This window comes from [Mannheimia] succiniciproducens MBEL55E (genome assembly GCF_000007745.1).
Taxonomy (GTDB): domain Bacteria; phylum Pseudomonadota; class Gammaproteobacteria; order Enterobacterales; family Pasteurellaceae; genus Basfia; species Basfia succiniciproducens.
In genome coordinates this window covers 204,435-229,992 of the sequence record NC_006300.1, presented here as the reverse complement: position 1 = coordinate 229,992, position 25,558 = coordinate 204,435, and the positions used below count along the sequence as shown (strand labels likewise).

Below are 25,558 nucleotides of genomic sequence, written 5' to 3'. Positions count from 1 at the left end.
TGTATATCAATTTACCGCGGCTATTGTACTGGTAAATTTCATTTCTGTCATTTTGCGTGCTAAAATAAGCCCCGTTTTGCAGCGCGGAATTTATTCCGCCGATATATTAGGGCGTTTAAGCCCTCAGCTAAATCATAGGGAAATAAAATGCGTCCAAATAATAGAGCGGTAAACGAACCGCGCCCGATTAAAATTACCCGTCACTACACAAAACATGCGGAAGGTTCGGTGCTAGTGGAATTCGGCGATACGAAAGTAATTTGTACGGCGACGGTAGAAGATTCCGTCCCTCGTTTTTTAAAAGGTCAAGGGCAAGGTTGGGTAACCGCCGAATACGGCATGTTGCCGCGTTCCACTCACAGCCGTATGCTGCGTGAAGCGGCAAAAGGCAAACAGGGCGGTCGTACCATGGAAATTCAGCGTTTAATTGCGCGTTCATTGCGAGCCATGGTGGATTTAACGGCGTTAGGCGAACGTTCGATTACCTTAGACTGCGATGTGATTCAGGCTGACGGCGGTACCCGTACCGCATCTATTACCGGCGCTTGCGTGGCGTTAACCGATGCCATTAATGCATTGGTGGAAAACGGCACTTTAAAAACCAGTCCGCTTAAAGGTTTGGTGGCGGCCGTTTCCGTCGGGATTGTGAACGGCGAAGCGGTTTGCGACTTAGAATATGTGGAAGATTCCGCAGCGGAAACCGACATGAATGTGGTAATGATGGAAGACGGCAGAATGATTGAAGTGCAGGGAACGGCGGAAGGCGAGCCCTTCAGCCATGAAGAATTACTAACCCTGTTAAATTTAGCCAAACAAGGGTGCAATATGATTTTTGATGCGCAGCGCAGAGCGTTAGCCGCGGATTGTTAAATTTTATAACGGGGGACAGACTAAATACTGTCCCTGTTTTTTACCCGTTGAGGGACAAATTAATTCAAAATAAAAAGAGATAAATATGCAAAACTACAAACAGGAATTTATTAAATTCGCTCTAAGCCGCAACGTATTACGTTTCGGTGAGTTTACTTTAAAATCAGGCCGCGTCAGCCCTTATTTCTTTAATGCGGGATTGTTTAATACGGGGGCGGATTTAGCCCGTTTAGGCGAATTTTATGCCTCGGCGATTCAGGCAAGCGGATTGAATTATGATGTGATTTTCGGGCCGGCTTATAAAGGTATTCCCATCGGCACTACGGTTTCGGTTGCCTTATTCAATAAATTTAATTTAGATAAACCCGTATGTTTTAACCGCAAAGAAGCCAAAGATCACGGCGAAGGCGGTAATCTTATCGGTTCACCGCTGCAAGGCAGAATTCTGTTGGTTGATGATGTGATTACGGCGGGTACGGCGATTCGCGAAGCCATGGATATTATTGCCGCCAATAACGCCCGTTTAGCGGCGGTGGTGATTGCGTTAAACCGTAAAGAACGGGGAAAAGGCGAATTATCGGCAATTCAGGAAGTAGAGCGCGATTATCGGTGCGATGTACTTTCAATTATTGATTTAGACGATTTAATGCAATTCATTGAAAATGAACCCGAATACAGCCAATATTTGCCGGCAATGAAAGCCTATCGCGAGCAATACGGCGTGGCTTAGACAATGTCTGAAAAGCATAATAATAAAAAACTGCGGTCAAATTTTTCAAAATTTCGACCGCAGTTTTATATCAGCATTACAGGATCATTTTCACCAGTTTATCCACTTTGACGCGTTCAAAGCGTTTTAATAAGCGTTGAACGGGTTCCGGATATTGGTTCATTTTTTGCAACTCCGAGTAATGGCGTAAGACGGTGGTGTGTTGACGGATTTGTCGCAATTCTTCTTCCATTTGGACTCTCAGCTCATGTTTCGGATCATGCACCAATAAACCGTTTTCGGCATCCAAACGCCATGCCCGCGGATTTAAATTGTTGCCGGTAAGCAGAATATAATCCTCATCCACCCATACTCCTTTCAAATGATAGGTATTATCACCGTCTTTCCAGGTGCGGACGACCAATAAACCTTCATTAATTTGAGCGGCAAATTTTTTGCAGAACGCGCGCAGGTTTTTTTCATATAAATAAGGCAACGCCCCTGCGATTTTAAATTCTTCGGTCGGCGGAATATAAAAATCGTTCGCTACTTTATCGCCCACGATAATTTCCACTTTCTTGCCCTGTTTTAATAAATGACTGATTTTGCCTTTTAGCGTTCGGGGGAAATTAAAATACGGCGTACAAATCACCAGTTTTTCTTTAACCAGCATGAATAAATCTTCAATGCAATTATTCAATACATTGCCACTGGTACCTAAACCGAATAAAGGCGAAACGGTCAATTGATCGTTACTGAAAGCAACCGCATTATTAATCCAATAACCCGCCTCCAGCGCTAATTTTTTGCGAAACGCTTTAATGTGCATTCTGATTTCTTTGGTAGCGGGGCGAGCCGCGTCGTCCAGTGCGTGTACGGCATTAGGGTCAAGTAAATATTGATTGACAAACGCCACTAAAACATCCGCCAATGCCGGGTTGGTGATTTTCTGGTAGCGGTCGTAGCGGTATTTGTCTTTGTGATGTAAATATACGTTGTTAATGCTTGCACCGCTGTAAAGCAGGGTATCGTCAAATACAAAACCTTTAATGTGCAGCACACCGAATACTTCCCGGGTGTTGATAGGCACCCCAAAGAACATAGACTGCGCCTGATGTTTTGCCCGTTGTTCGCAATACCAGTCGGCATTTGTGGTGCCTTTTGCCGCCCCCAGTAGATTGCGCTGGGCGCGGTGCCAGTCCACCAGAACTTTCACATCTAATGCGGGATTTTTTTGTTTGGCGGCATAAAGTTCATTTAAAATTTCTTGCCCGGCTTCGTCAAATTGCCAATAAAGTGCGGTGATATAAATACGATTTTTAGCCGAACGAATAAGTTGAATAATGGTTTGTTTAAATTGAGCCGGGTTATAAATCACTTCAAAATCCGCGACGGACTGTGCTAAATACGGCAGCCGTTCCAGGCGTTGTTTGGCTCGTTTAATCTTATTAACTAACATAATTTTTCTTCTTCTACGCTGTTATGCGTTATTGCAACTTTGTAGTTTACAATATTTAGCGTATAAATTGATAGAAAAAAGGTTTTTTTTGTTATAATGCCGTAGATTTTTTGAAAATCTTTCAATCTTTAACTAACTGGCGATTCTAATATGAATGATAAATCCAACAAAGCGGCTTTCCAACCGGCAAAATTTCAACGACCAAGTAATCAAAAGCGTTTTCACGAACGTACGGTAGGCGAGCGGCAGGAAAAGTTCGGGCAAAGCCGGGCGCAGTTTTCCCGTTCCCAGGACAATGACCGTTTTGCACCGCAGGATCGCCGGTCAAATAAAGATTTTGACCGCAAAGAACGTCAAAATCCGGCAAAAAACGACCGCACTTTTGAGCGTCGCAATGAGCGTCCGATACCGCAGGAAACTAAAATTACGGAAACAAAACTGGGCAATGTGAAAGTTGTGATGAAACGCAGCGGTGTAAGCGAACAACCGCGTGTAAAAAAAACCGGGTCTTTGTCGCCTCGCGCACCCGAGAAAATTAAGAAAAACCGCGCCGAGGAAATGAAAGTATACGGCGAAAGCGCATGTCTCGCGTTATTTGCCGAACGTCCGGAAAGTATTGTACGGGTTTGGGCGACCGTTGAAATGGCGCATAAAATCGGTGATATGTTCAGCTATTTAGCCGCCAATAAAAAAGTTTATCACGTGGTTGAACGTGCGGAACTGGAGCTGGTTAGCGGTACCGAACATCACGGCGGGATTTGTATGCTGGTGAAAAAAGCCCGTCCTTTCACTCTTACCGGTTATTTGGATATTCCCCGTCAACAGGATGCGCTAATTATTTTGGATAATGTCCGTAATCCGCAGAATATCGGCGGCATTATCCGTACTTGCGCCTTTTACGGGGTAAAAGGTGTTATTGTCGATAACGCGGAACTGTTAAATTCAGCGGCGGCGATGCGCGTTGCCGAAGGCGGCATGGAATATATTCATCAATTGCAAACGGAAAGCCCGGACGACGCATTGGCTAAATTGCGTAAAGCCGGCTACCAGGTTGTGCACACGACAACAAATAAACAGGCGAAAGGCGTACATAAATTACAGTTAGCCAAAAAAGTGGTTTTCGTTTTAACCGAGTCTGAAAATCCCGCGTTAGTTCAAAGCGGTGATGAAGTGATTAATCTGTCTTTTGCAAACCCGTTGAAAACCGGGCTCAATGTTGCCGTGGCAGCGGGCGTGCTATTGGCAAAACTGGATAAGTAACCGTTTTGCCGGTGATGTTTTAAACCTGATCGGCGTGATGGATCAACACAAAGCGTTCCCAAAGCTGATCTTGCGTTTCAATGTGATCAGGGTCCGTAATAATACATTTATTAATAGGGCAAACTTTCTGGCAAGTGGGCGTATCGTAATGCCCCACGCATTCGGTGCAGAGTGCGGGGTCGATCAGATAAATTTCATCACCGACAGAAATTGCCTCGTTCGGGCATTCCGGCAAACACATATCGCAATTTGTGCATTTGTCAGTAATTAAAAGTGCCATTTGATTCCTTGTTTGGGTTGAAAAGGGCTGATTATAATGAATGTGGTGTGAAAAACAACCGTTTATTTAGGGGCTGTTTATCTTTTATAAACGGACTCCGATGTTAGTAAAGAGTGTCTATGCAACCAAAATTCCTCCTATTAAAAAGCCTGTTTTACATTATTCCGCTAGCTTTAACGGTATCCGGCTGTTTTGACAAAACCGCGGAAAAACTACAGGAAACTCCGCAAAAATCCACCGCACTTTCAACACAGGAGTCCTTCCCGCCCATTAAAAACAATTACGATTTTGCCATGAAGGATGACAAAATCGGGCAAAATCTAAAAGCCAATGTGGATTATTATATGTTGGCGTTATCCTGGTCTCCCTCCTTTTGCTGGACTCAGTATGAGAAATACGGCAATCACCTGCCGGACTCCGCCGAATACCAATGCGGTATTAAGAAAAAATACGGTTGGGTTATCCACGGTTTATGGCCGCAAAGCGCAACCGCAAGAACCGTTGCAGGACATCCCCGTTTATGCAAAGGCGACCTTCCTCAAGTTGAAGAAAATGTAGTTCGTCAATATATGGCGGAAAGCCCAAGCCCGAACTTATTACAGGCGGAATGGGAAAAACACGGCGCCTGTGCGTTTGATCGGGCGGAACAATATTTTGCCAAACAGCAGGCGTTATATCGTACCTTGACCTTACCGACCGTTGAAATGAAAGGCAAAGAATTGTTTAGCTGGCTGAGAAAAAATAATCCGCAGTTACGCCATGCCTATCTAGGTGCAAGCCGCGACGAACTTTATATTTGTTATGACCTGAATTGGCAGGTAATAAACTGCCCTAAACAATAAATCGGAATTGAGTTAGCTGTATCCTGTCAGCTTTGTTAAAAAAGCCGTGGACAGCCTTCTTTTTTATGTTATTTTAACCCTCGGACAAATCCGTTATGGCGGTCTGCGAATTTATAAATAAATCGCTATTAATTGATCTAAACCAGTTACAACCTAGCCAATACTAGGTATAATGAACAAGTTTTGAAAAATTTTTATTATTTTTAACCAAAGAGGAAATATTATGTCAGTAATCAAAATGACCGATCTTGATTTAGCCGGCAAACGTCTTTTCATCCGCGCCGATTTAAACGTGCCGGTAAAAGACGGCAAAGTGACTTCAGATGCGCGTATCCGCGCAACAATTCCTACTTTAAAATTAGCCTTGGAAAAAGGCGCCAAAGTGATGGTAACTTCTCACTTGGGCCGTCCGACTGAAGGTGAATTCAAACCTGAAGACTCATTACAACCGGTAGTTGATTACTTAAAAGATGCAGGATTTAACGTACGCCTAGCACAAAACTACTTAGACGGCGTTGAAGTAAACGAAGGCGAAATCGTTGTATTGGAAAACGTTCGTATCAACAAAGGCGAAAAGAAAAACGATCCTGAATTGGGTAAAAAATATGCCGCACTTTGCGACGTATTCGTAATGGATGCTTTTGGTACGGCTCACCGTGCGCAGGCTTCAACTTACGGTGTTGCCGAATATGCGCCGGTTGCTTGCGCAGGCCCGTTATTAGCGGCTGAATTGGATGCTTTGGGTAAAGCCTTAAAAGAACCTCAACGTCCTATGCTTGCAATTGTAGGCGGTTCAAAAGTGTCTACTAAATTAACTGTTTTAGACAGCCTTTCAAAAATTGCCGATCAATTAATCGTGGGCGGCGGTATTGCCAATACCTTTATTGCCGCTGAAGGCCATAACGTCGGTAAATCTTTATATGAAGAAGATTTAATTCCTGAAGCAAAACGTTTAGCGGCAGCAACTAATATCCCTGTTCCTGTGGATGTGCGTGTGGGTACGGAATTCTCTGAAAATGCGCCGGCAACCGAAAAATCGGTAACCGAAGTTCAAGCCGACGAATCAATTTTCGATATCGGCGATAAATCCGCAGAAGAATTGGCGAAAATTATCAAATCCGCTAAAACCATTCTTTGGAACGGTCCGGTGGGCGTGTTTGAATTCCCTAATTTCCGTAAAGGTACCGAAGTGATTTCTAACGCGATTGCGGAAGCGACTGCAAACGGCGCATTTTCTATCGCCGGTGGCGGTGATACCTTAGCCGCTATCGATTTATTCGGTATCAAAGATAAAATTTCTTATATTTCAACCGGCGGCGGTGCGTTCTTAGAATTTGTTGAAGGTAAGGTTTTACCTGCGGTGGAAATCTTAGAAAAACGTGCAAACGGCTAATTTTTAATTGCAGGGCGTTGCTTACGCCCTGACGAACAAACGGGCGTAAAGGTACGCTCCTACGGATTTCATTTAAATTATAGGAAAAGCAAAATGGCTAAATTATTAGATATCGTAAAACCCGGCGTATTAACCGGCGATGACGTTTCAAAAGTATTTGCATACGCAAAAGAACAAGGGTTCGCAATCCCTGCGGTAAACTGTGTGGGTTCAGACTCGGTAAACACCGTTTTAGAAACGGCGGCACGCGTGAAAGCGCCGGTTATCGTTCAATTCTCAAACGGCGGTGCATCATTCTATGCGGGTAAAGGTATTAAACCGGCATCCGGTGCGCGCGCAGACGTATTAGGTGCAATTGCCGGTGCAAAACACGTACATACTTTAGCGCAAGAATATGGTGTGCCGGTTATCCTTCACACTGACCATGCAGCGAAAAAATTATTACCTTGGATCGACGGATTACTAGATGCAAGCGAAAAAGAATTTGCAAAGACAGGTCGTCCTTTATTCTCCTCTCACATGTTGGATCTTTCGGAAGAACCAATGGAAGAAAACATGGCAATCTGTCGTGAATACCTTGCCCGCATGGATAAAATGGGGATGACTCTTGAAATCGAAATCGGTATCACCGGCGGTGAAGAAGACGGCGTGGATAATTCGGGTGTTGATGAGTCTAAGCTTTATACTCAACCTGAAGACGTATTATATGTTTACGACCAATTAAATCCGGTTAGCTCCCGTTTTACCGTAGCTGCGGCTTTCGGTAACGTACACGGCGTTTACAAACCGGGTAACGTAAAATTAAAACCGTCTATCTTAGGCGCTTCTCAGGAGTTCGTCGCGAAAGAACGCGGTCTTCAAGCCAAACCGATTAATTTCGTATTCCACGGCGGTTCAGGTTCATCAACCGAAGAAATCCGCGAAGCTATCAGCTATGGCGCAATCAAAATGAACATTGATACCGACACTCAATGGGCCGCGTGGGACGGTATCCTTCAATTCTACAAAGCGAACGAAGCTTATCTGCAAGGTCAATTAGGTAACCCTGAAGGCCCTGATTCGCCAAATAAAAAATATTACGATCCGCGCGTTTGGTTACGTAAAATGGAAGAATCTATGTCTAAACGCTTAGAAAAATCTTTCCAGGATTTAAACTGCGTTGACGTATTATAATTCCTTATAAAATAAGCTAGAATAAGACCGCACTTTGAAAGCGCGGTCTTTTTTTTAAATTTTTTAGCTATAGGGAATCGTATGTTAAAACTAAATAAAGGATTTTTAATAAATGGAGTTGTAGGGCTGTTCTTTATTATCTGTTTGTCAGTACGTAGCGGATATAGCATTTCCCCTATTCTTCTTGCTCTTGTAGGGCTGGGCTACCTTATTTATGATTTAATCAAAAAGCGAAAATGGCAAATATCACCGGATGAAAAATGGCTGATATACAGTTACGGGCTGTATTTTTCGTTATTTGTGCTGTCTTTATTGATTCATCAGGGACGTTTAAAAGAATTGGACAGCCCTGTAAAAATTGTTTTTTTACTTACCTTATTGCTTCTCTTTAGCCGTTTCCCGATTAAATTTTCTACCCTTATTTATGCGATTCCGATGGGTAGTATGATTGCGGGAATTACCGCATTAATCGACCGTTTTTATCTGCATTCTCAAATGGCGTATGCCCCGCGTATTATGCATATTCAAGGCGGCGATATTGCTATGTCGCTGGGCATGTTTTCATTGGTTTGTTGTATTTATTTCTTTATTAAACAACAGAAAAAATGGATGTTGTTCTGTTTGCTCGCTACATTATCCGGTATGCTGGGCAGTATCCTGTCCACCGCCCGGGGCGGTTGGATAGGTGTACCTTTCGTGCTGTGTTTTATTTTCTGGGCGTATAGAAAATATCTGTCTAGAACCTTTTTTGTTTCCGTTATTTCAATTCTTGTTGTGGCTGTTGGCGTTGCGGTATCCATTCCCAATACAAAAATTATGAAGAGAATTAATGCGGCGCAACACGATATAACAAGCTATGTCGACAATAAAAAAGGTTCCGATTCGACTTCCGTCGGGGCACGTTTTGAAATGTGGAAAAGTGCGTTCCTTATGATTAAAGAAAAACCCGTTTTCGGTTGGGGAATTGAAGGCGTTAACCAAATGCGGAAGGAACACCAGAAACAAGGCATTATCAGCAAATATGCCTCACAATTTACCCATGCCCATAACCAATATTTAGATGATTTTTCTAAACGGGGTGTTCTCGGATTTATCGCCTTACTTGCCGTATTTTTAGTACCAATGCGGTTTTTCCGGAAGAATTTATCTGACCGGTTGGAAGTGAAAGTGGTTGCCATATTCGGTATGGTTCACGTGATTTCCGTGATGTTTTATTGCTTCAGCCAAGGATTTTTCAGCCATAACTCGGGCAATATTTTTTACTTTTTCCCGGTGATTTTATTTTATGCGGTGATTTTGAACTTAACGGCTAAAAAATCAGCAGAATCAACCAAATCATAACACAGTTGGCAATAGCCACAAAAACGGCGGCGGAGCCCTGGTCTTTGGCTCTGCCCGATAATTCGTGACGTTCGCTGCCAATGCGATCCACAACCGCTTCTAATGCGCTGTTTAATAATTCGGTAACTAATACGATTAAATAGCTGCCAATCATCAGCGCCATTTCAAATTTATCGTTAGCCAAATAAAGCGCTGCGGGAATTAAAATAAGCCCGGCGGCTAATTCGTGGCGAAATGCGGCTTCGTATTTAATCGCACTTTTTAAGCCTTGAATAGAATAACCGGCAGATTTAATAAAATGCGTAAGTCCTGTTGTCTTTTCCATAAATAAAATCCAAACAAAAAGCGCGGAAAATTGACCGCACTTTTTGTTATGTAGTGGGTTAATTATAATCGTTTCACTTCAATTACATCATCTAATTTTGTTAAACGGGTGATAACCTTGCCTAAAATCTGTACATTTTTGAGCTGAATTTCTAAATCCATTGTTGCTAATTGCCGTTTCGAATCCAACCTTGTAGTAACGTTTGCTACCGAAATTTTATCATTTGCCAGCACGGTTGTAATATCGCGTAATAATCCGTTACGATCATTAGCAATAACCCGGATGCTAAGGTTGAAACCGGAAGCCGAATTATAATTCTCGCCCCAAATGGATTCCACCACTCGTTCCGGATGTGCCGCTTTTAATTCGGCAAGTTGTTCGCAATCCGTACGATGGATTGAAATACCCCGACCAAGCGTGATATAGCCTTCGATATCATCACCCGGAATCGGTTGGCAACAGCGCGCAATATGATGCATAAGGTTACCCACGCCTTCGACAATAACATAACCTTTATTTTTTTCATTTTTTTGCTGGTTTGCTGCGCTATTTGCCGTTTTAGTGACTTGTCGCAATACTTCTTCATCAGCTTCCTGAGCCGTCGGTTTAATTAATTTTGCCTGTAAGAAATTAATTAAATGATTTAACCGGATATCGCCGCTACCGATGCCTGAGTACAAATCATCAATACTTTTTAAGTTATAACGAGGCAGTGCAATAGGTTCCACTTGTTTTAACGTAATGGCTAATCGGTTAAGTTCGTTTTCCAACTGCTCTTTACCGATAGGAATATTTTTCTCACGATCCAGTTTTTTAAACCAGGCTTGAATTTTAGAACGTGCCTTAGCCGTATGGGTAAAACCTAAGCTCGGATTCAACCAGTCGCGGCTCGGATTCGGATTTTTCTGCGTAATAATATCGATCTGATCGCCCATCTGCAGCTGATAGGTAAAAGGTACAATCCGACCGCCGACTTTCGCGCCGATACAGCGATGCCCCACATCGCTGTGAATAGCGTAAGCAAAGTCAAGAGGCGTAGAACCCGCCGGTAAATCCACCACTTCGCCTTTTGGCGTAAATACGTAAACCCGATCATCAAACACTTGGGTGCGTAATTCCGGCACGACTTCACCGGAGTTACTGATATCATGCTGCCAGGCAAGGAGTTTACGCAACCAAATGATTTTTTCTTCGTAAGCGGAAAGCGAGCCCGTATTTCCTTCTTTATATTTCCAGTGCGCGGCAACACCGAGTTCCGCGTCATCGTGCATTTTTTTGGTACGAATTTGTACTTCAATAGGTTTGTCGCCTTCACCCAACACCACGGTATGAATGGACTGATAACCGTTAGGCTTCGGATTTGCGATATAATCGTCAAATTGATCAGGTAAATGTTTGAAATGGGTATGCACGATACCAAGTGCGGTATAGCAATCCTGTAGCGCCGGCACAATGATCCGAACCGCACGAATATCATATAACTGACTGAAATCCAAATGTTTTTTCTGCATTTTACGCCAGATACTATAAATATGTTTCGGACGCCCGTATATTTCGGCACCGGTAACGGATTCATCCAGATATTGCGATACCCGTTGCACAAAATCAGCGATATATTGTTCGCGATCCAGGCGACGTTCATTGAGCTTGATTGCGATAATACGATATTGTTCCGGTTGCAGGTTGCGGAAACAATAATCTTCCAGTTCCCATTTAAGCTGGCCTATACCCAACCGATTGGCTAAAGGCGCATAAATATTGGAACATTCTTTAGCGGCGGCAACTTTATCCTGTTTGGAATAGCGTTTTTCCGCATCCCGCAGATAAGTGATGCGCTCCGCAAGTTTGATAATCACACAACGGAAATCATCAACCATAGCCAATAACATTCTGCGTATGTTATCCACCTGGGCGTTGGAGTCAGTGGTGTTTAATTGACGAATATTATTCATTTCAATCACACCTTTAAGCAATTTCCAGATATGGGGACCGAAATCTTCTTTAATTTGTTCCTGATTCACGATTTTCGCATTCACAATCGGAAATAGCATAGCGGTTAGCAAGCTGTCCGCATCCATATTTAAACCGTGCAGAATTTCGACCATTTCCACACCGTCACGCAAATACCAATGGCTGTTCTGGAAAAGTTGTTGCGCTTTTTCCTGGGCGTAATACCAAGCACGCACAATATTTTTTTCCACATCCGGCGTTAATCCCAAACCGGCGCACCAGTCTTCAATAATAAAGTCTTTGGGATTCAATAAATGAGAAACACGCACCGCAACCATAATTTTTCCTTACTAACTTTGTTTTTCGAAAAGTGTAATGCTTTCCAAATGTCCCGTGTGGGGGAACATATCAATCATTGCGACTTTTTTAACCCGATAATCCGAGTTTAATAGAATCTCCGCATCTCGCACCAAAGTCGCAGGATTACAAGATACGTAAAGAATTTTTTCCGCCTTTAACCGGCAAAGTGCATTCAGCGCAAATGCGGCACCGGTTCGAGGCGGATCCAGTAAAATTTTATTAAATGGCTCTGTCGCCCAGACTTCATCTGCAAAATTCTGATCTAAATCAGCACGATAAAATTGGACATTTTGACATTGATTTCGTTCGGCATTTGCTTTGGCTTTTTCCACCATCGCCGAAATTCCTTCAATTCCGACCGCACTTTTTACTCGTCGACTTAACGGCAATGTGAAATTTCCCATACCGCAAAACAGATCTAACACATGATCCTGTTTTTGTACGTCCAGCCAATCCAGCGCTGCGGTGATCATCCGCTGATTCAATAGGCTGTTGACCTGAATAAAATCCCGGATATCAAATTGTAATTGCAGGTTATCCGCTAATTGATAGAAAGGCGGTTGTCCGTAAATTTGTTCTGTTTTTTCATCATCCTGTAAAAAAAGCATTAGCTCTTCCCGAACGGCAAAATCCAACAGTAAAGTGCGGTCGTTTTCCGTCAATTTTCCACTGTAACGCAACAACATGGCAACGCCGTTATCCGCTGCGACCAATTCAATATGCCCAAGATTTTTCGGTTGAGAAAAACGGGATAAAAGTGCGGTCAGTTTTGACAGAATTTTATTTAACGCAGGCTCAATCACCTCACATTGCTCAATATGAACGATTTGGGCGGAATTTTTTTGCCGAAAGCCGATTTCTAATCGTTTCAATTTTCCGTCAAATAACATACTAAGGCGCACGCGGCGGCGATAACCAAAAGCTTCACCAACTATCATCGGCATAAATTCAATGCCTTCCGGTTGCAGTTTCAATAACCGTCGGAATAAGGCTTTTTGTTTTGCTTCCCGTTGCATTTCGACGGGAATATGCTGATTTTGGCAACCGCCGCATCGAGACGCATACTGACATTTCGGCGTTTGCCGTTGCGCACTCGCCTCAAGGATCTTTTTAGTTGTTGCCAGACCGAACTGGCGTTTTTCTTCTTTAATTTTAATCCGAACTTTCTCGCCCGGTAACGCGTTTTCAACAAACCAGGTTTTTCCTTGAATTTTTGCCACGCCTAATCCTTGATAATCAAGATCGAGGATCTCTACCTCCATTTCTCGTTGGAGCTTATTTATTTTTTGGGGAGGTGTATAAAGTAAAACCATGGCAAATTATTTCAAATGTAAAATAGTCTGAGTAAAAAGTTCGCGGCTTTTCAACGGCTTATTGCCTAAATAAGGCTTTAAGGCAACCCGGGTAAAGCGTTTTGCCGCCTGCAATACGGATTTTTCGCTGAAATCCTGCCGTTCGAAAGCGATAAGTTCCCGTCCGAAAAAAGTTAAATTATCCTTAATTAAGGAGGCGATAAAGCCTTTTTCCTCACGGTAGCGGTAAGTCATATTTTCATCTACCGGCTCGCCGGAACCGGCGCAATGGAGAAAATCCACGCCGTATCCCAAAATATTCAGAAGTTTAAATTCAAATTCCCGTAAAGCGGGTTCGACAAAATTCTGCGATACCGCAAGGCTCGTCAAACAATGCAAATAATCCTGGAATAATTGCGGATTCGGCGTTTCCGGCTCAATCACTCGGGTAATTAATTCGTTCACATAAAAGCCGCTGAATAGCGCCGTTTGTTGGAGAGGCAAGGCGATAGCGGCGGGTTCTGCTTTCGTTAAGATTTTAAGGCTGCTTTTACCGGTCCAGCGCAACAATAACGGAGTAAAAGGCTGCAAAACAGATTTTAATGCGGAGCGCTTAGCCCTTGCCCCTTTTGCAAGAACGGTTAATCGTCCGCTTTCTTCTGTGAACAGATCCACTAACAGACTGGTTTCGCTATAAGGTTTGCGGTGTAACACAAAACCCCGCTGCAGGTTTTCTATAGCCTTTTCTCCCTTTTATTAACACTAGGATTTATGGATATTCCGAGAACGCTTACACAGTAAATCAAGCTTGCCGGAAAACTGACATATTCTATCAGATATTCTACCGCACTTTTATTTATTTTAATCATTAGAATCTATATTAAACACAAATATTCAAGCAGGTTATTGAGGATTCACGGAACTACGAATACAGAACTTTCTTTTTATTTCTGTTATGATAAGCCATTGCTTTTTTACTAATGAGAAATTATGCGAATTCCCAGAATTTATCATCCGGATTCTTTAACGAATATTAAGACCTGTCGTTTAACTGACGAGGCGGCGAATCATGTAGGGCGCGTGTTGAGAATGCAGGCGGGCGAACGACTTGAATTATTCGACGGCAGTAATCATGTTTATACTGCGGTTATTCTTCAGGCGGATAAAAAATCCGTCACGGCGGAAATCCGGGATTGTCAATTAGACGACCGAGAAAGCCATCTGAAAATCCATTTGGGGCAGGTAATTTCTCGCGGCGAACGCATGGAATTTACCGTTCAAAAATCCGTCGAATTGGGTGTGAACGTGATAACGCCTTTGTGGTCGGAACGTTGCGGGGTAAAGCTGGATGCAGAGCGAATGGATAAAAAAATCCAACAATGGCAAAAAATTGCCGTTGCCGCCTGTGAACAATGCGGGCGCAATATAGTGCCGGAAATCCGGCCTATGATGAAATTGCAGGATTGGTGCGCAGAACAAGACGGTATGCTGAAATTGAATTTACATCCGCGCGCTAAATATTCCATTCAAACACTGCCTGACATTCCCGCCGAGGGGGTACGTTTATTAATCGGCTCGGAAGGCGGGCTGTCTCCGCAGGAAATCGCCCAAACGGAACGGCAGGGGTTTACCGAAGTATTATTGGGTAAACGGGTATTACGCACGGAAACCGCGTCTTTAGTAGCAATCACGGCGTTACAGCTCTGCTTTGGCGATTTATAGCAAAGTGCGGTCAAAATTCGGTTAATTTTATAATGCATGCGGAATTATAGATTGGGAACCTTATGCAATAAAAATAAAGACGCCAAACTTGGCGTCCTTACAATCTGTTTTTATAATTCAATTATTTCTTTGCTGCAATGCGCGCTTTTGCGTCCGCAATGGCTTCCGCTACGCGTAACGGTGAGACGCCGCCTTTTGCGCTTCGTTTATCCAGGCACGATTGCAAGGAAAGAATCGGGTAAACGTCTTCGCCTACCACATCACTGAATTGGCGGAATTCTTCAATACTCAGGTCTTCCAGCCCTTTGTGAACTTTAATGGCATAAACGACGGTTTCTCCTACAATATGGTGAGAATCACGGAACGGTACGCCTTTTGCCACCAGGTAATCGGCCAGTTCCGTTGCATTGGAATAACCTTTCAGAGCGGCTTCGCGAGTGCGCTCAACATTAACGCGAATATCTTCCAGCACAAATGCCGCCATGGTTAAGCAGTCGTGCCATGTGTCTAACGCATCGAAAATGCCTTCTTTATCTTCCTGCATATCTTTGTTATAGGCAAGCGGCAAACCTTTCACGGTAACCATCATACCTGTTAGCGAGCCGATAACCCGACCGGCTTTGCCTCTAATTAATTCGCAGGCGTCAGGGTTTTTCTTTTGCGGCATTAAAGACGAACCGGAAGTAACGCGATCGGATAATTCAACAAAATCCGCCTCACCGCTATTGAAGATAATCATATCTTCGGCAAAACGGGAAAGATGAACCATACTTAGTGAAGCGGTAGAAAGCAATTCGATGATATGGTCCCGATCTGATACGCTGTCTAAGCTGTTCCGGGTGGCAAAAGCAAAGCCTAAGTCTTTGGCTAATTGTTCGCGATCTACCGGGTACGCCGTTCCCGCTAACGCACCGCTGCCTAACGGGCATGAATCCATGCGATTATAAGCATCGGCAAGGCGGGAATAGTCACGCTCTAACATTTCCACATAAGCCATACACCAATGGGCAAAACTAATAGGTTGTGCTCGTTGCAAGTGAGTATAACCGGGCATTACCGCATGTTGATTGTTCTCGGCGGTTTCCACTAATTTTGCCTGTAAATCACGTACGGCATATTGCAATTCGGTTACCTGCGCTTTACACCACATTTTAATATCAAGCGCCACTTGGTCGTTACGGCTACGACCCGTATGCAATTTTTTGCCGAGATTGCCCACTTTGTCGATAAGCTTACTTTCAACCCAGCTGTGGATATCTTCCGCATCATCCTGCAAAATTGCCTGCGGATTCGAACGTACTTCAATTAACAGTTCGTTTAAAGCCCGTTCCAATTGTTGTTGTTCGTCCGTAGTTAACACGCCTACGCTAACTAAAGCTTTTGACCAGCCTACCGAACCTTCGATATCCTGTTCCGCAAGACGGTAATCAAAACGCAACGAATCGTTAAAATCTTTAAAACGCTGATCCGCCGCTTGTGTAAAACGTCCACCCCAAAGTGCCATATTTATATTCCTTTTAATTTTGTAGGGGCGTATCGCCTACGCCCCTGAATTCGTTATTAAGGTACGTAATGTACCTTTGCAATTTCCGTTACGGATTAATTCTGGTGCCGATAATTTCACCGGCAAAAAGTGCGGTTAATTTTTCAGGATATTTCCAGTTTGCAATATCCACGCCGCAATTTAAAATCTTGGCGGCATCCAATGCGGCATTTACTTTAACGATCATACCGTCGGTAATCACTTTATCTTCGATTAATTGCTCAATTTGTGCCGAATTCAGTTCCGTTAAGCGTTGTTTATTTGCATCCAGCACGCCGTCCACATCGGACAACATCACCAAATCCGCGTTGATTAACGCCGCAATTGCCGTTGCCGCCTGATCGGCATTTACATTCATTAATAAACCGTTATCATCAACGGCGATAGAACTAATAATAGGTAAAAAAGCGTCACCTAACAAATTATTTAACAAAGCGGGATTTTTCGCCACCACCATCGCCACATGCCCCAATTCGGGATCAAATTGTGTGGCTTGGGTCAAATTACCGTCGGCTAAGCACAAGCCGACCGGATTTAATTTGAATTTTGCCGCCTGCGCCACTAAAGTTTTATTCGCAATACCGGCTAACGCGCCCACAATAATGTCGATTTGATCCGCCGGCGTCACCCGTAATCCGTTTTTCTTTTGCACGGGAAGATTTAAACGCTTCATTAAATCATCAACCAGACAGCCGCCGCCGTGTACAATTAATAAAGGGCGGGCAAAATTCTGTTGATAATCCGCCAACGCGGTAAATAAATTTTCCATGGCGGCGGGTGTGTCTAATAATACGCCGCCAAGTTTAATTACTAAGGGTTTCATTTTAAATTAATCCTAAAACTTCATTGTAGCCATAACGAATGTTAGCGCATTGTACTGCTTGAGCCGCCGCGCCTTTTAATAAATTATCTTCCGCGCCCACAATAATAATATGGTTATTTTTAGTGGCAAAACCGATATCGCAATACGGGCTGAATTCTACCGCCTTAATACTTGGCAAACCCTGCTCATACACACGAACCAACGGTTTATTCGCATAATATTTTGCATAAGCCCGCTTGATCTGTTCATCGCTTACACCCGCTTTCAACTTAGCGGTGATAGTCGCCAAAATACCGCGTTTAAAATTGCCTAAATGCGGAGTAAAAATAACATCCGTACCCAAATGAGTGGCGATTTCCGGTTGATGGCGATGGTTAAACACACCATAGGCGTTTAAACTTACTTCGCAGAAACTGCTGGTCAGCGAAGCTTTTCGCCCGGCCCCGCTCACACCGCTCACCGCATTAATCACCGGCAATTGGTTAACATCCAGTAAACCTTCCTCAATTAAAGGTTTTAAACTTAGCTGAGAAACCGTCGGATAGCAACCGGCAACAGCAACTAAATCCGTAGTTTTGATCTTATCCGCATTCCATTCCGCCAAACCATATACCGCTTGTTTTAACAATTCGGGATGTTTGTGTTCAAAACCGTAAAATTCCTGATAAAAAGATTCGCTGTTTACCCGATATGCCCCCGAAAGATCAAAAACTTTACAGTTATTTTGCAGAAAAACCGGCGCTAAATTCGCGCTCACTTCATGTGCCGTACCGAAAAAAGCCAAATCGGCGTTTTGTGCGATTTCCGTTAAATCTTCCGGCAGAGGTTGCAGAGGTAAATCGCAGATAGTTTTGAGTTGAGGATAGAGTGTAGAAATAGATTTGTTTGCATCCGCACTATTGGTTGAAACATATAAACCAGCAAGTTCGAATTCGGGGTGATGAGTCAGGATTCTCGCCAACTCCGCACCGGTATATCCGCTTGCACCGATAACGATTGCTTTTTGTGCCATAATTTATCTCGTATAATAGATTTAAAATTCTTATTAATGATTAATTATGCTATTATTCTGCATAATTATTTAAAAATCAACAACTATTTGGACTACCGCCATGAAACGACTGCCTAAATTTCTCGATATGTATTCACAGTTGATCGCCCTTCCGACCATCAGCGCCCTTGAACCCGAATTTGACCAATCAAACAAAGCGTTAATTGAGTTATTAGCCGATTGGCTGGCGACGCTCGGTTTTAAAACGGAAATTATTCCGGTAGAAAACAGCCGCGCCAAATACAATTTATTGGCGACCTACGGCGAAGGCGAAGGCGGCTTATTATTAGCGGGTCACACGGATACCGTACCTTGCAACGAAGAATTATGGACCACCAACCCTTTTAAACTGACGGAACGTGACGGTAAATTTTTCGGTTTAGGCACGGCGGATATGAAAGGCTTTTTTGCCTTTGTTATTGACGCCGTCCGCCAAATCGATTTAACCAAACTGACTAAACCTTTACGCATTCTGGCAACGGCGGATGAGGAAACCACCATGCTCGGCACCCGTACCTTTATCCGACACACGCACATCCGCCCGGATTGCGCCCTAATCGGCGAACCGACTTCACTTCGCGCCGTACGGGCACATAAAGGACATGTGGGAAAAGCGGTTCGTATCATCGGCAAAAGCGGGCATTCAAGCGACCCGGCAAAAGGCATTAACGCTATCGAACTGATGCACGAGGCAACCGGCTATCTGATGCAAATGCGCAATGAATTACGGGATAAATATCACCACGACGCCTTTGAAATTCCTTACCCGACCATGAACTTCGGAGCGATTCACGGCGGTGATGCGGTAAATCGAATCTGCGGCTGTTGCGAACTGCATTTTGACATTCGCCCGTTGCCGAAAATGCGTTTGGAAGATTTAGACGAAATGCTGCAACAAAAATTGGCGCCTATGTTTGAAAAATGGGGCGATCGTATTTCTATCGAAGCTTTGCATGAACCTACGCCCGGTTACGAATGCGAACATAGCGCGCAAGTCGTGCAGGTTGTGGAAAAATTACTGGGTGAAAAATGCGAGGTGGTAAATTATTGCACTGAAGCGCCTTTTATTCAGGAACTCTGCCCGACCTTAGTGCTGGGCCCGGGTTCTATCGAACAGGCACACCAACCGGACGAATTTTTATCTGCCGAGTTTATCGAGCCGACCCGTGACTTACTCACCAAAATGATTATGCATTTCTGCTGATTCTTATTCACTCGTAATTCAAGGCGGGCATGGTTCTGATGCCCGCCGGTTTATCAATAAAAAGTGCGGTCAAAATCGACAAAGTTTTGTATAATCCCCGTTTTCTTTATTTTCCACCCTATAAGAGAATTTCATGGCATTAATTGAATATAACCCACCGACAGAGCCCTGGCTTGATATTGTTTATCATGATAATCATATTTTAGTGGTCAATAAGCCGAGCGGCTTGCTTTCGGTACCGGGAAATCAGCCCCGATATTACGACAGTGCAATGTCTCGGGTAAAAGATAAATACGGATTCTGCGAACCTGCACACCGCCTGGATATGGCAACCAGCGGAATTTTGTTATTCGCCATGAGCAAAGCGGCGGACAGCGAACTAAAACGTCAGTTTCGTGAGCGCGAAACCAAGAAATACTACGAAGCCTTAGTCTGGGGGCATTTGGAGCAGGATTCGGGCGAGGTAAATCTCCCTTTGGTTTGCGACTGGGAAAACCGCCCGCGGCAAACGATTTGTTTCGAACGGGGGAAAAGTGCGGTCACAAAATACGAAGTTTTACAACGTCTGCCCAACAATACCACCCGGGTCAAACTCACGCCGATTACCGGACGTTCGCACCAATTGCGTTTGCATATGCTGGCGCTCGGTCATCCTATTTTAGGGGACAAATTTTATGCGCATCCGCAGGCGAAAACCATGGCGCCACGTTTATGCCTGCATGCGGAAAGCCTCACCATCAAACATCCAATTAGCGGCGAAGAAATGACCTTTTTCCGCCTGGCGGATTTCTAAGGCAAAAGTGCGGTCGAAAAAGCACAAATTTTATTTTCGCCGGGATAAAATTTCCGCTAACCGGATAGAGGTAAATTGCAAAGAAATAGTGAGATAATCCCGCTAAAATGATACAATCCGCCCTTAATCGTTTAGGAATGTAAGGAGTATTATGTCTCGTCAAAAGAAAAGCCGCAACATCGTTGATGTGATGCCGCAGCGCAAATCGGATAAAAGTCAAATCTCACCGGCAAGTTATGCCCGTCCGAGCAAAAAACTCACGCGTTATGAATTGGATGCGAAAGCCCGTGAAGATAAAAAAAAGAAAAAACACAAAGGGTTAACTTCAGGTTCCCGTCACAGCCGGTCCGAACAGCATAACAACCAACAAATGCAGGAAAAACGGGATCCGCGCTTAGGCAGCCGCAAAAAAGTGCCTTTAGTGGTGGAATTCGTCAATAACCCGGAAAAAGGTCAATTTATCCAACCGGTTCAGGTTCAGCCTGCGGAAGAAAAAGTGAAAAAATTGGATCCGATGCTTGAATTAGAGCAATTGGAAAACAATGAATGCCTTAATCAATTATTGGATGCGTTGGACGAAGGCAAAACAATCAGCGCAGAAGATCAAAAATTCGTGGATGAATGCCTGGATCGCATTGCTCAATTAATGGACGAACTGGGTATTGAAGACGAAGAAGAAAGCGAAGACGACTTGCTGCGTACCTTTGAGAAAATCGATATTAACCAATTTAAATAATTCATTATTTTTATGACCTGGACTTATATTCTTTCCATTCTCGCCATCATTATTATTGTCGCAATGGCGGGTTACAGCATTTATATTTTCCGTGAACTGCACAAGCAAAAACGCCGTTTTGCGCAGGCCCGTCAAGCCAGAATCGCGCGCCTGCACGAAAGCATTACAATTATCGCCAAAGCCATGCAAAGCGGCGAATGCAACCATTCCGAGGGCGTGATCCGGTTAAAAATGCTACTCGAGCCCTTAGGACAAAAAGAGATTGATGCCTATCATTCCATGCACCGGCTTTACCAAACGGTAAAAGATATGCCGACTCACGATTCTCGTCGCGCACTTAAACGCAATGAGCGTATGAAACTCGATCTGGCCCGTGAAACCGCCGAAGCGGAATTGGAAGAAAAAATCAAATCTGAGCTTGAACAGCTTTTGGCTGACATTGCAAGCTATCAAAAAATCAAACAGTAACATATTGTTTTGTGGGGAAACATTTTATGTCTGACATTATTTGGGATTTGGCGCTGATTCAAAAATACAATCAATCAGGTCCCCGTTATACGTCCTATCCGACGGCGCTCGAATTCAACGAGAACTACACCGATGAAGATTTTAAAGCCGCAGCGGCACGTTATCCGGGCCGTCCGCTTTCCCTTTATGTGCATATTCCGTTTTGCCATAAACTTTGCTATTTCTGCGGTTGTAATAAAGTGATTACCCGCCACCAGCATAAAGCGGATATTTATCTTGATTATCTTGAACAGGAAATCAAACACCGCGCCGAATTATTTAAAACCCGCAGCGTTACCCAAATTCACTGGGGCGGCGGCACGCCGACTTATCTGTCCGAAGCGCAATCCGCGCGATTAATGACCATGCTGCGCAATCATTTCAGCATTGCCGATAGTGCTGAAATCAGTATTGAGATGGATCCCCGTGAAATCGAGCTCAGCATGCTAGACCACCTGCGTAAAATAGGTTTTAACCGCATCAGTATGGGCGTACAGGATTTCAATAAAGACGTACAAAAAGCGGTGAACCGAGAACAGGACGAAGAATTCATTAAAGCCTTGCTGGTACATGCCCGTGAACTGGGTTTCCGGTCCACCAATCTGGATCTTATTTACGGTCTACCGTTGCAAAATGTGGAAAGTTTTATGTTCACCCTGCAAAAGGTAATCGAGTTAAACCCCGATCGCTTGAGCGTGTTCAATTACGCCCATCTACCCAGCCGCTTTGCCGGACAGGCAAAAATTAAAGATCATATGCTGCCGGCGCCGGAAACCAAGTTGACGATTTTACAAAAAACTATCGAAACCTTAGGTGCGGCGGGTTATAAGTTTATCGGTATGGATCATTTTGCCAAACCGGATGACGAACTGGCGATTGCTCAACAAAACGGCATATTGCACCGTAACTTCCAGGGTTACACCACACAGGAAGAATGCGATTTATTAGGTCTCGGCGTTTCCGCAATCAGCCTGTTAGGTGATACTTACGCCCAAAACCAAAAAGAGTTGAAACGCTATTATGCGGATGTGGATGCAACCGGTATTGCCTTGCACAAAGGCTTAGTGTTAAGCAAGGAAGACTGCCTGCGCCGTGATGTAATCAAACAGTTGATCTGTAATTTTAAACTTAATTACGAGTTAATCGAGAAACAATATAATATTGATTTCAAAACACATTTTACCGAAGATTTAGCCTTACTGGCGCCCCTTGCCGAAGACGGACTGGTGGAAATCACGAATACGGCGATTCAGGTCTCCGCCCGCGGCCGCCTGCTGATTCGTAACATTTGTATGTGTTTTGACACCTATTCGAGACAACTGGCAAAAAGACAGCAATTTTCAAGAATTATCTAGGCAAATCCTCTCTTCATTAAAAGTGCGGTGAAAAATCTCCAAATTTTCACCGCACTTTTTATTAAGGGAAGTTTGCTATTCGGCCATATTTTCTACATCCGCCGTCATTAAATTATGGCTTTTATCCATGGCCAGATTCATAAACCGTTCGTATTGTTTCAATACGTCCACGATGAGTTCCTCTTGCGTCATGTACTGTACGTCATAACCTTCGCGACCGTCGAAGAAATAGGTAATCGGCTCATAAATTTTACTTTCTTCCAGATTCGGTAAATTATCATCATCCACCACTAAATCCGATAATTGACGGGATTGTAAACGGATTCCGTATAAGAAATTACGCAAATTTTCATTAACGACTTCAAACTCAATTTTAGGATTTTTACCGTCGATAAAATTCATTTGTGCGTTTAAGCCGTGTTCCAAAAATTCTTTCACCAAATCATTAAAGGCAGGACGAGCGATTTGATTCAGAAAACGCCGGATGTCTTTGCGATCCGTCGGGTTCACAATTTTTTCCAGTCGTTCTTTCCAGTTTTCACCGGTCCATAACACACTACCTTGAGTAAATTTTTTACTGGAATATTGGGTATCAACCATCAATCCTTTCCACAAACCGAAGCAGAGCACCAGCATAATCGCCATAAAAGGCAGCGCAATAATTAAGGTCATAGACTGCAAGGAAGCCAGCCCGCCGGAATACAGCAGGGAAAGTCCGAGTACCGCAAGCAGCGCGCCCCAAAAAACGCTTTGCCACTTCGGCGCTTTTCCGCTGCCTTGCGATGCCATATTGTTTAACACAAAAATGCCGGAATCCGCCGAGGTAATAAAGAAAATAGAAATCACTAATAGTGCGATAACCGAAGCAATTTGACCGAAAGGTAACTGATCAAAAAAACCGAATAACAACGCCTCGGTATTATCGCTGATTGCAGCCAGCGCACCGTGAGTTTGCTGATCGATCCAGATCGCCGAACCGCCGAAACTTGTCATCCACAAAATATTAAATAACGAAGGTACGAACAATACGCCTAAAATAAATTCGCGGATGGTACGGCCTTTAGAAATTTTTGCAATAAACATGCCTACAAAAGGCGCCCAGGAAGCCCACCAGGACCAATATAGAATTGTCCAGCCACTTAACCAGGATTGATGTTCGGGCTCATAAGCGAATGTGCGGAAACTTAGCTCAAGCAATGAACTGAAGTAATAACCCAGGTTCTCCGTTAAACCGGAGAATAACCACAAAGTCGGGCCTGCTATAATCACGAAAATAAGCAGTAATCCGCCTAATACCAAATTTGTTTCACTTAGGATCTTTACTCCTTTACCGACACCTGAAATGGCGGAAATCACGGCTAACATCATGGAAACAATCATAATTACCGCCAATACGACAAAACTATTGCTATCAATTAAACCTAAATTATTAAAGCCCGCATTCACCTGCATCGCCCCATAACCTAAGGTGGTGGTTAAACCGAAAATCGTGCTGCACAGAGCCACAATGTCGATTAAATGCCCCCAAAAGCCGGAAAGATTATTTTTTAATAAAGGATAAAAACCGGAACGTACCGTTAACGGCAGTTTATAGCGGAAACCAAAATAAGCTAATGCCAACGCAATAACCGCATAAATTGCCCAAGCATGGATTCCCCAATGATAAAAAGTTGTCATCATAGCTTCTTTCATGCGTTCCGCTTCCGTTAAATTTTCCTGTACCGGTTTTACATAATGCAACACCGGTTCGGCAACCCCGAAGTACATCAACCCGATCCCCATTCCCGCCGCAAATAGCATAGCGATCCATGAGGTAAAGGAAAATTCGGGTTCATCGTTGTCCGCACCTAAACGAATATCTCCCAAACGGCTACCACACAAGAAAATAAGGAAAAGAAAGAAAATCGATCCGGCTAAAATATAAAACCAACTAAAATGCGTAAAAATACTTTGCTTTACCGTATTTAACGTAATTTGAGCCTGCTCGGGAAAAACTGAACAAAAAACGGTAACCAGCAAAACAAATATTACCGTCGGCATAAAAATAGGTGCTTTTAACGTACTCGTAGCACGAAGTTGTTGATATAAACTCATTAAATGCTCCATGTTGTTAGGTCTGTTATCTTCTATAAACATACCCTAATATGAACGCTTTAAATTTATGCTGAACAGGGAATGATTTAAAACATTCAAAAACTTTTGTTACAAAAACAAAAATGAAATAAAGAAACTCAGGGTCTGTTTATCGCCCCTTACCGGAGAGGGGATTTTTGATGCGGAATTACCAGAAAAGTAATACCAAAAGATAGCGGGATTCGCTAAACAATAGACAAAATGTAGCTGAATAATAAAATTCAGCCAACAAAATAAGACTGTATGCTACATTAAAATGGTATATTTGTCAAATTTTGACCATTTTTATGTATAATAAAATTTAAATGATTTATGAAAACATGCTACAAAATATAAAAATTTATTTTTCAATGACGGATATGCAAATCCGACATCGCCATATTAGGCGTAACCAACGCTAAATCCACTTCGCCACGTTCAAGGCCTGGGTTTCCATA

General features: G+C 43.5%; 23 protein-coding genes. 13 read left to right on the top strand and 10 right to left on the bottom strand.

Annotated features, from left to right (window positions below; all coding sequences use genetic code 11):
- Nucleotides 1-147 precede the first annotated feature (147 nt).
- Together rph and pyrE are read left to right on the top strand one after the other, a co-directional pair.
- Nucleotides 148-870 carry a ribonuclease PH gene (gene rph / locus MS_RS01145; protein ID WP_011199434.1) on the top strand — a complete coding sequence of 241 codons (723 nt, stop codon included), beginning with the start codon at nt 148-150 and terminating at the stop codon, nt 868-870.
- Between the two features lie 85 nt (nt 871-955).
- On the top strand, nt 956-1,600 hold the full coding sequence (pyrE, locus tag MS_RS01140) for an orotate phosphoribosyltransferase (RefSeq protein WP_011199433.1): 645 nt from the start codon (nt 956-958) through the stop codon (nt 1,598-1,600).
- A 76-nt stretch (nt 1,601-1,676) separates the two neighbouring features.
- Here the strand turns inward: pyrE and pssA are convergent, their stop codons facing one another.
- The gene (gene pssA, locus MS_RS01135) at nt 1,677-3,038 is read right to left on the bottom strand and encodes a CDP-diacylglycerol--serine O-phosphatidyltransferase (protein WP_011199432.1); all 1,362 of its coding nucleotides are present in this window, start codon (nt 3,036-3,038) and stop codon (nt 1,677-1,679) included.
- Nucleotides 3,039-3,188: 150 nt separating this feature from the next.
- Between pssA and MS_RS01130 the strand changes: the two genes are divergently transcribed.
- Nucleotides 3,189-4,298, top strand: coding sequence for a tRNA/rRNA methyltransferase (locus MS_RS01130; RefSeq protein WP_011199430.1), 1,110 nt, complete (start codon nt 3,189-3,191; stop codon nt 4,296-4,298).
- 19 nt (nt 4,299-4,317) lie between these two features.
- Here MS_RS01130 and MS_RS01125 read toward each other — a convergent pair whose 3' ends face one another.
- Nucleotides 4,318-4,578, bottom strand: coding sequence for a YfhL family 4Fe-4S dicluster ferredoxin (locus MS_RS01125; protein WP_011199429.1), 261 nt, complete (start codon nt 4,576-4,578; stop codon nt 4,318-4,320).
- A 113-nt stretch (nt 4,579-4,691) separates the two neighbouring features.
- On the opposite strand from MS_RS01125, the gene MS_RS01120 reads away from it, so the two are divergent.
- From MS_RS01120 to MS_RS01105, 4 genes are all read left to right on the top strand, one after another.
- A complete protein-coding gene (locus tag MS_RS01120; protein WP_011199428.1) occupies nt 4,692-5,420 on the top strand; it encodes a ribonuclease T2 family protein in 729 nt (242 codons plus the stop codon).
- A gap of 223 nt (nt 5,421-5,643) precedes the next feature.
- Nucleotides 5,644-6,813, top strand: a complete 1,170-nt coding sequence (gene pgk, locus MS_RS01115; protein WP_011199427.1) for a phosphoglycerate kinase — start codon at nt 5,644-5,646, stop codon at nt 6,811-6,813.
- 93 nt (nt 6,814-6,906) lie between these two features.
- Nucleotides 6,907-7,986, top strand: coding sequence for a class II fructose-bisphosphate aldolase (gene fbaA, locus MS_RS01110; protein ID WP_011199426.1), 1,080 nt, complete (start codon nt 6,907-6,909; stop codon nt 7,984-7,986).
- Nucleotides 7,987-8,067: 81 nt separating this feature from the next.
- The gene (locus MS_RS01105; protein WP_011199425.1) at nt 8,068-9,327 is read left to right on the top strand and encodes an O-antigen ligase family protein; all 1,260 of its coding nucleotides are present in this window, start codon (nt 8,068-8,070) and stop codon (nt 9,325-9,327) included.
- On the opposite strand, the gene MS_RS01100 is transcribed toward MS_RS01105, so the two are convergent.
- The 4 genes from MS_RS01100 to recO form a co-directional block, all read right to left on the bottom strand.
- Nucleotides 9,296-9,652, bottom strand: a complete 357-nt coding sequence (locus tag MS_RS01100; RefSeq protein WP_011199424.1) for a diacylglycerol kinase — start codon at nt 9,650-9,652, stop codon at nt 9,296-9,298. The genes MS_RS01105 and MS_RS01100 overlap by 32 nt on opposite strands.
- Nucleotides 9,653-9,714: 62 nt before the next feature.
- Nucleotides 9,715-11,940 carry a GTP diphosphokinase gene (gene relA / locus MS_RS01095; protein WP_011199423.1) on the bottom strand — a complete coding sequence of 742 codons (2,226 nt, stop codon included), beginning with the start codon at nt 11,938-11,940 and terminating at the stop codon, nt 9,715-9,717.
- Nucleotides 11,941-11,952: 12 nt separating this feature from the next.
- Nucleotides 11,953-13,275, bottom strand: coding sequence for a 23S rRNA (uracil(1939)-C(5))-methyltransferase RlmD (rlmD, locus tag MS_RS01090; protein ID WP_011199422.1), 1,323 nt, complete (start codon nt 13,273-13,275; stop codon nt 11,953-11,955).
- Between the two features lie 6 nt (nt 13,276-13,281).
- Entirely contained in the window at nt 13,282-13,992 is a 711-nt protein-coding gene (gene recO / locus MS_RS01085; protein ID WP_041639472.1) for a DNA repair protein RecO, read from the bottom strand.
- Nucleotides 13,993-14,244: 252 nt separating this feature from the next.
- Between recO and rsmE the strand changes: the two genes are divergently transcribed.
- Nucleotides 14,245-14,976 (top strand): 16S rRNA (uracil(1498)-N(3))-methyltransferase, encoded by a 732-nt coding sequence (gene rsmE / locus MS_RS01080; protein ID WP_011199420.1) that lies wholly within the window; start codon nt 14,245-14,247, stop codon nt 14,974-14,976.
- A 121-nt stretch (nt 14,977-15,097) separates the two neighbouring features.
- On the opposite strand, the gene argH is transcribed toward rsmE, so the two are convergent.
- From argH to argC, 3 genes are all read right to left on the bottom strand, one after another.
- The gene (gene argH / locus MS_RS01075; protein WP_011199419.1) at nt 15,098-16,480 is read right to left on the bottom strand and encodes an argininosuccinate lyase; all 1,383 of its coding nucleotides are present in this window, start codon (nt 16,478-16,480) and stop codon (nt 15,098-15,100) included.
- An 88-nt stretch (nt 16,481-16,568) separates the two neighbouring features.
- Nucleotides 16,569-17,342: an acetylglutamate kinase gene (argB, locus tag MS_RS01070; RefSeq protein ID WP_011199418.1), complete on the bottom strand. Its 774-nt coding sequence runs from the start codon at nt 17,340-17,342 to the stop codon at nt 16,569-16,571.
- 1 nt (nt 17,343) lies between these two features.
- Nucleotides 17,344-18,354 (bottom strand): N-acetyl-gamma-glutamyl-phosphate reductase, encoded by a 1,011-nt coding sequence (gene argC / locus MS_RS01065; RefSeq protein WP_011199417.1) that lies wholly within the window; start codon nt 18,352-18,354, stop codon nt 17,344-17,346.
- A gap of 100 nt (nt 18,355-18,454) precedes the next feature.
- Between argC and argE the strand changes: the two genes are divergently transcribed.
- From argE to hemN, 5 genes are all read left to right on the top strand, one after another.
- Nucleotides 18,455-19,597: an acetylornithine deacetylase gene (argE, locus tag MS_RS01060; protein WP_011199415.1), complete on the top strand. Its 1,143-nt coding sequence runs from the start codon at nt 18,455-18,457 to the stop codon at nt 19,595-19,597.
- A 133-nt stretch (nt 19,598-19,730) separates the two neighbouring features.
- On the top strand, nt 19,731-20,390 hold the full coding sequence (gene rluA, locus MS_RS01055; protein ID WP_011199413.1) for a bifunctional tRNA pseudouridine(32) synthase/23S rRNA pseudouridine(746) synthase RluA: 660 nt from the start codon (nt 19,731-19,733) through the stop codon (nt 20,388-20,390).
- A gap of 151 nt (nt 20,391-20,541) precedes the next feature.
- Entirely contained in the window at nt 20,542-21,126 is a 585-nt protein-coding gene (gene yihI, locus MS_RS01050) for a Der GTPase-activating protein YihI (protein ID WP_011199412.1), read from the top strand.
- A 12-nt stretch (nt 21,127-21,138) separates the two neighbouring features.
- Nucleotides 21,139-21,594: a DUF2489 domain-containing protein gene (locus MS_RS01045; RefSeq protein ID WP_011199411.1), complete on the top strand. Its 456-nt coding sequence runs from the start codon at nt 21,139-21,141 to the stop codon at nt 21,592-21,594.
- A gap of 26 nt (nt 21,595-21,620) precedes the next feature.
- Nucleotides 21,621-22,988 carry an oxygen-independent coproporphyrinogen III oxidase gene (gene hemN, locus MS_RS01040; RefSeq protein ID WP_041639471.1) on the top strand — a complete coding sequence of 456 codons (1,368 nt, stop codon included), beginning with the start codon at nt 21,621-21,623 and terminating at the stop codon, nt 22,986-22,988.
- A gap of 75 nt (nt 22,989-23,063) precedes the next feature.
- Here hemN and MS_RS01035 read toward each other — a convergent pair whose 3' ends face one another.
- On the bottom strand, nt 23,064-25,082 hold the full coding sequence (locus MS_RS01035; protein ID WP_041639470.1) for a BCCT family transporter: 2,019 nt from the start codon (nt 25,080-25,082) through the stop codon (nt 23,064-23,066).
- Nucleotides 25,083-25,558 lie beyond the last annotated feature (476 nt).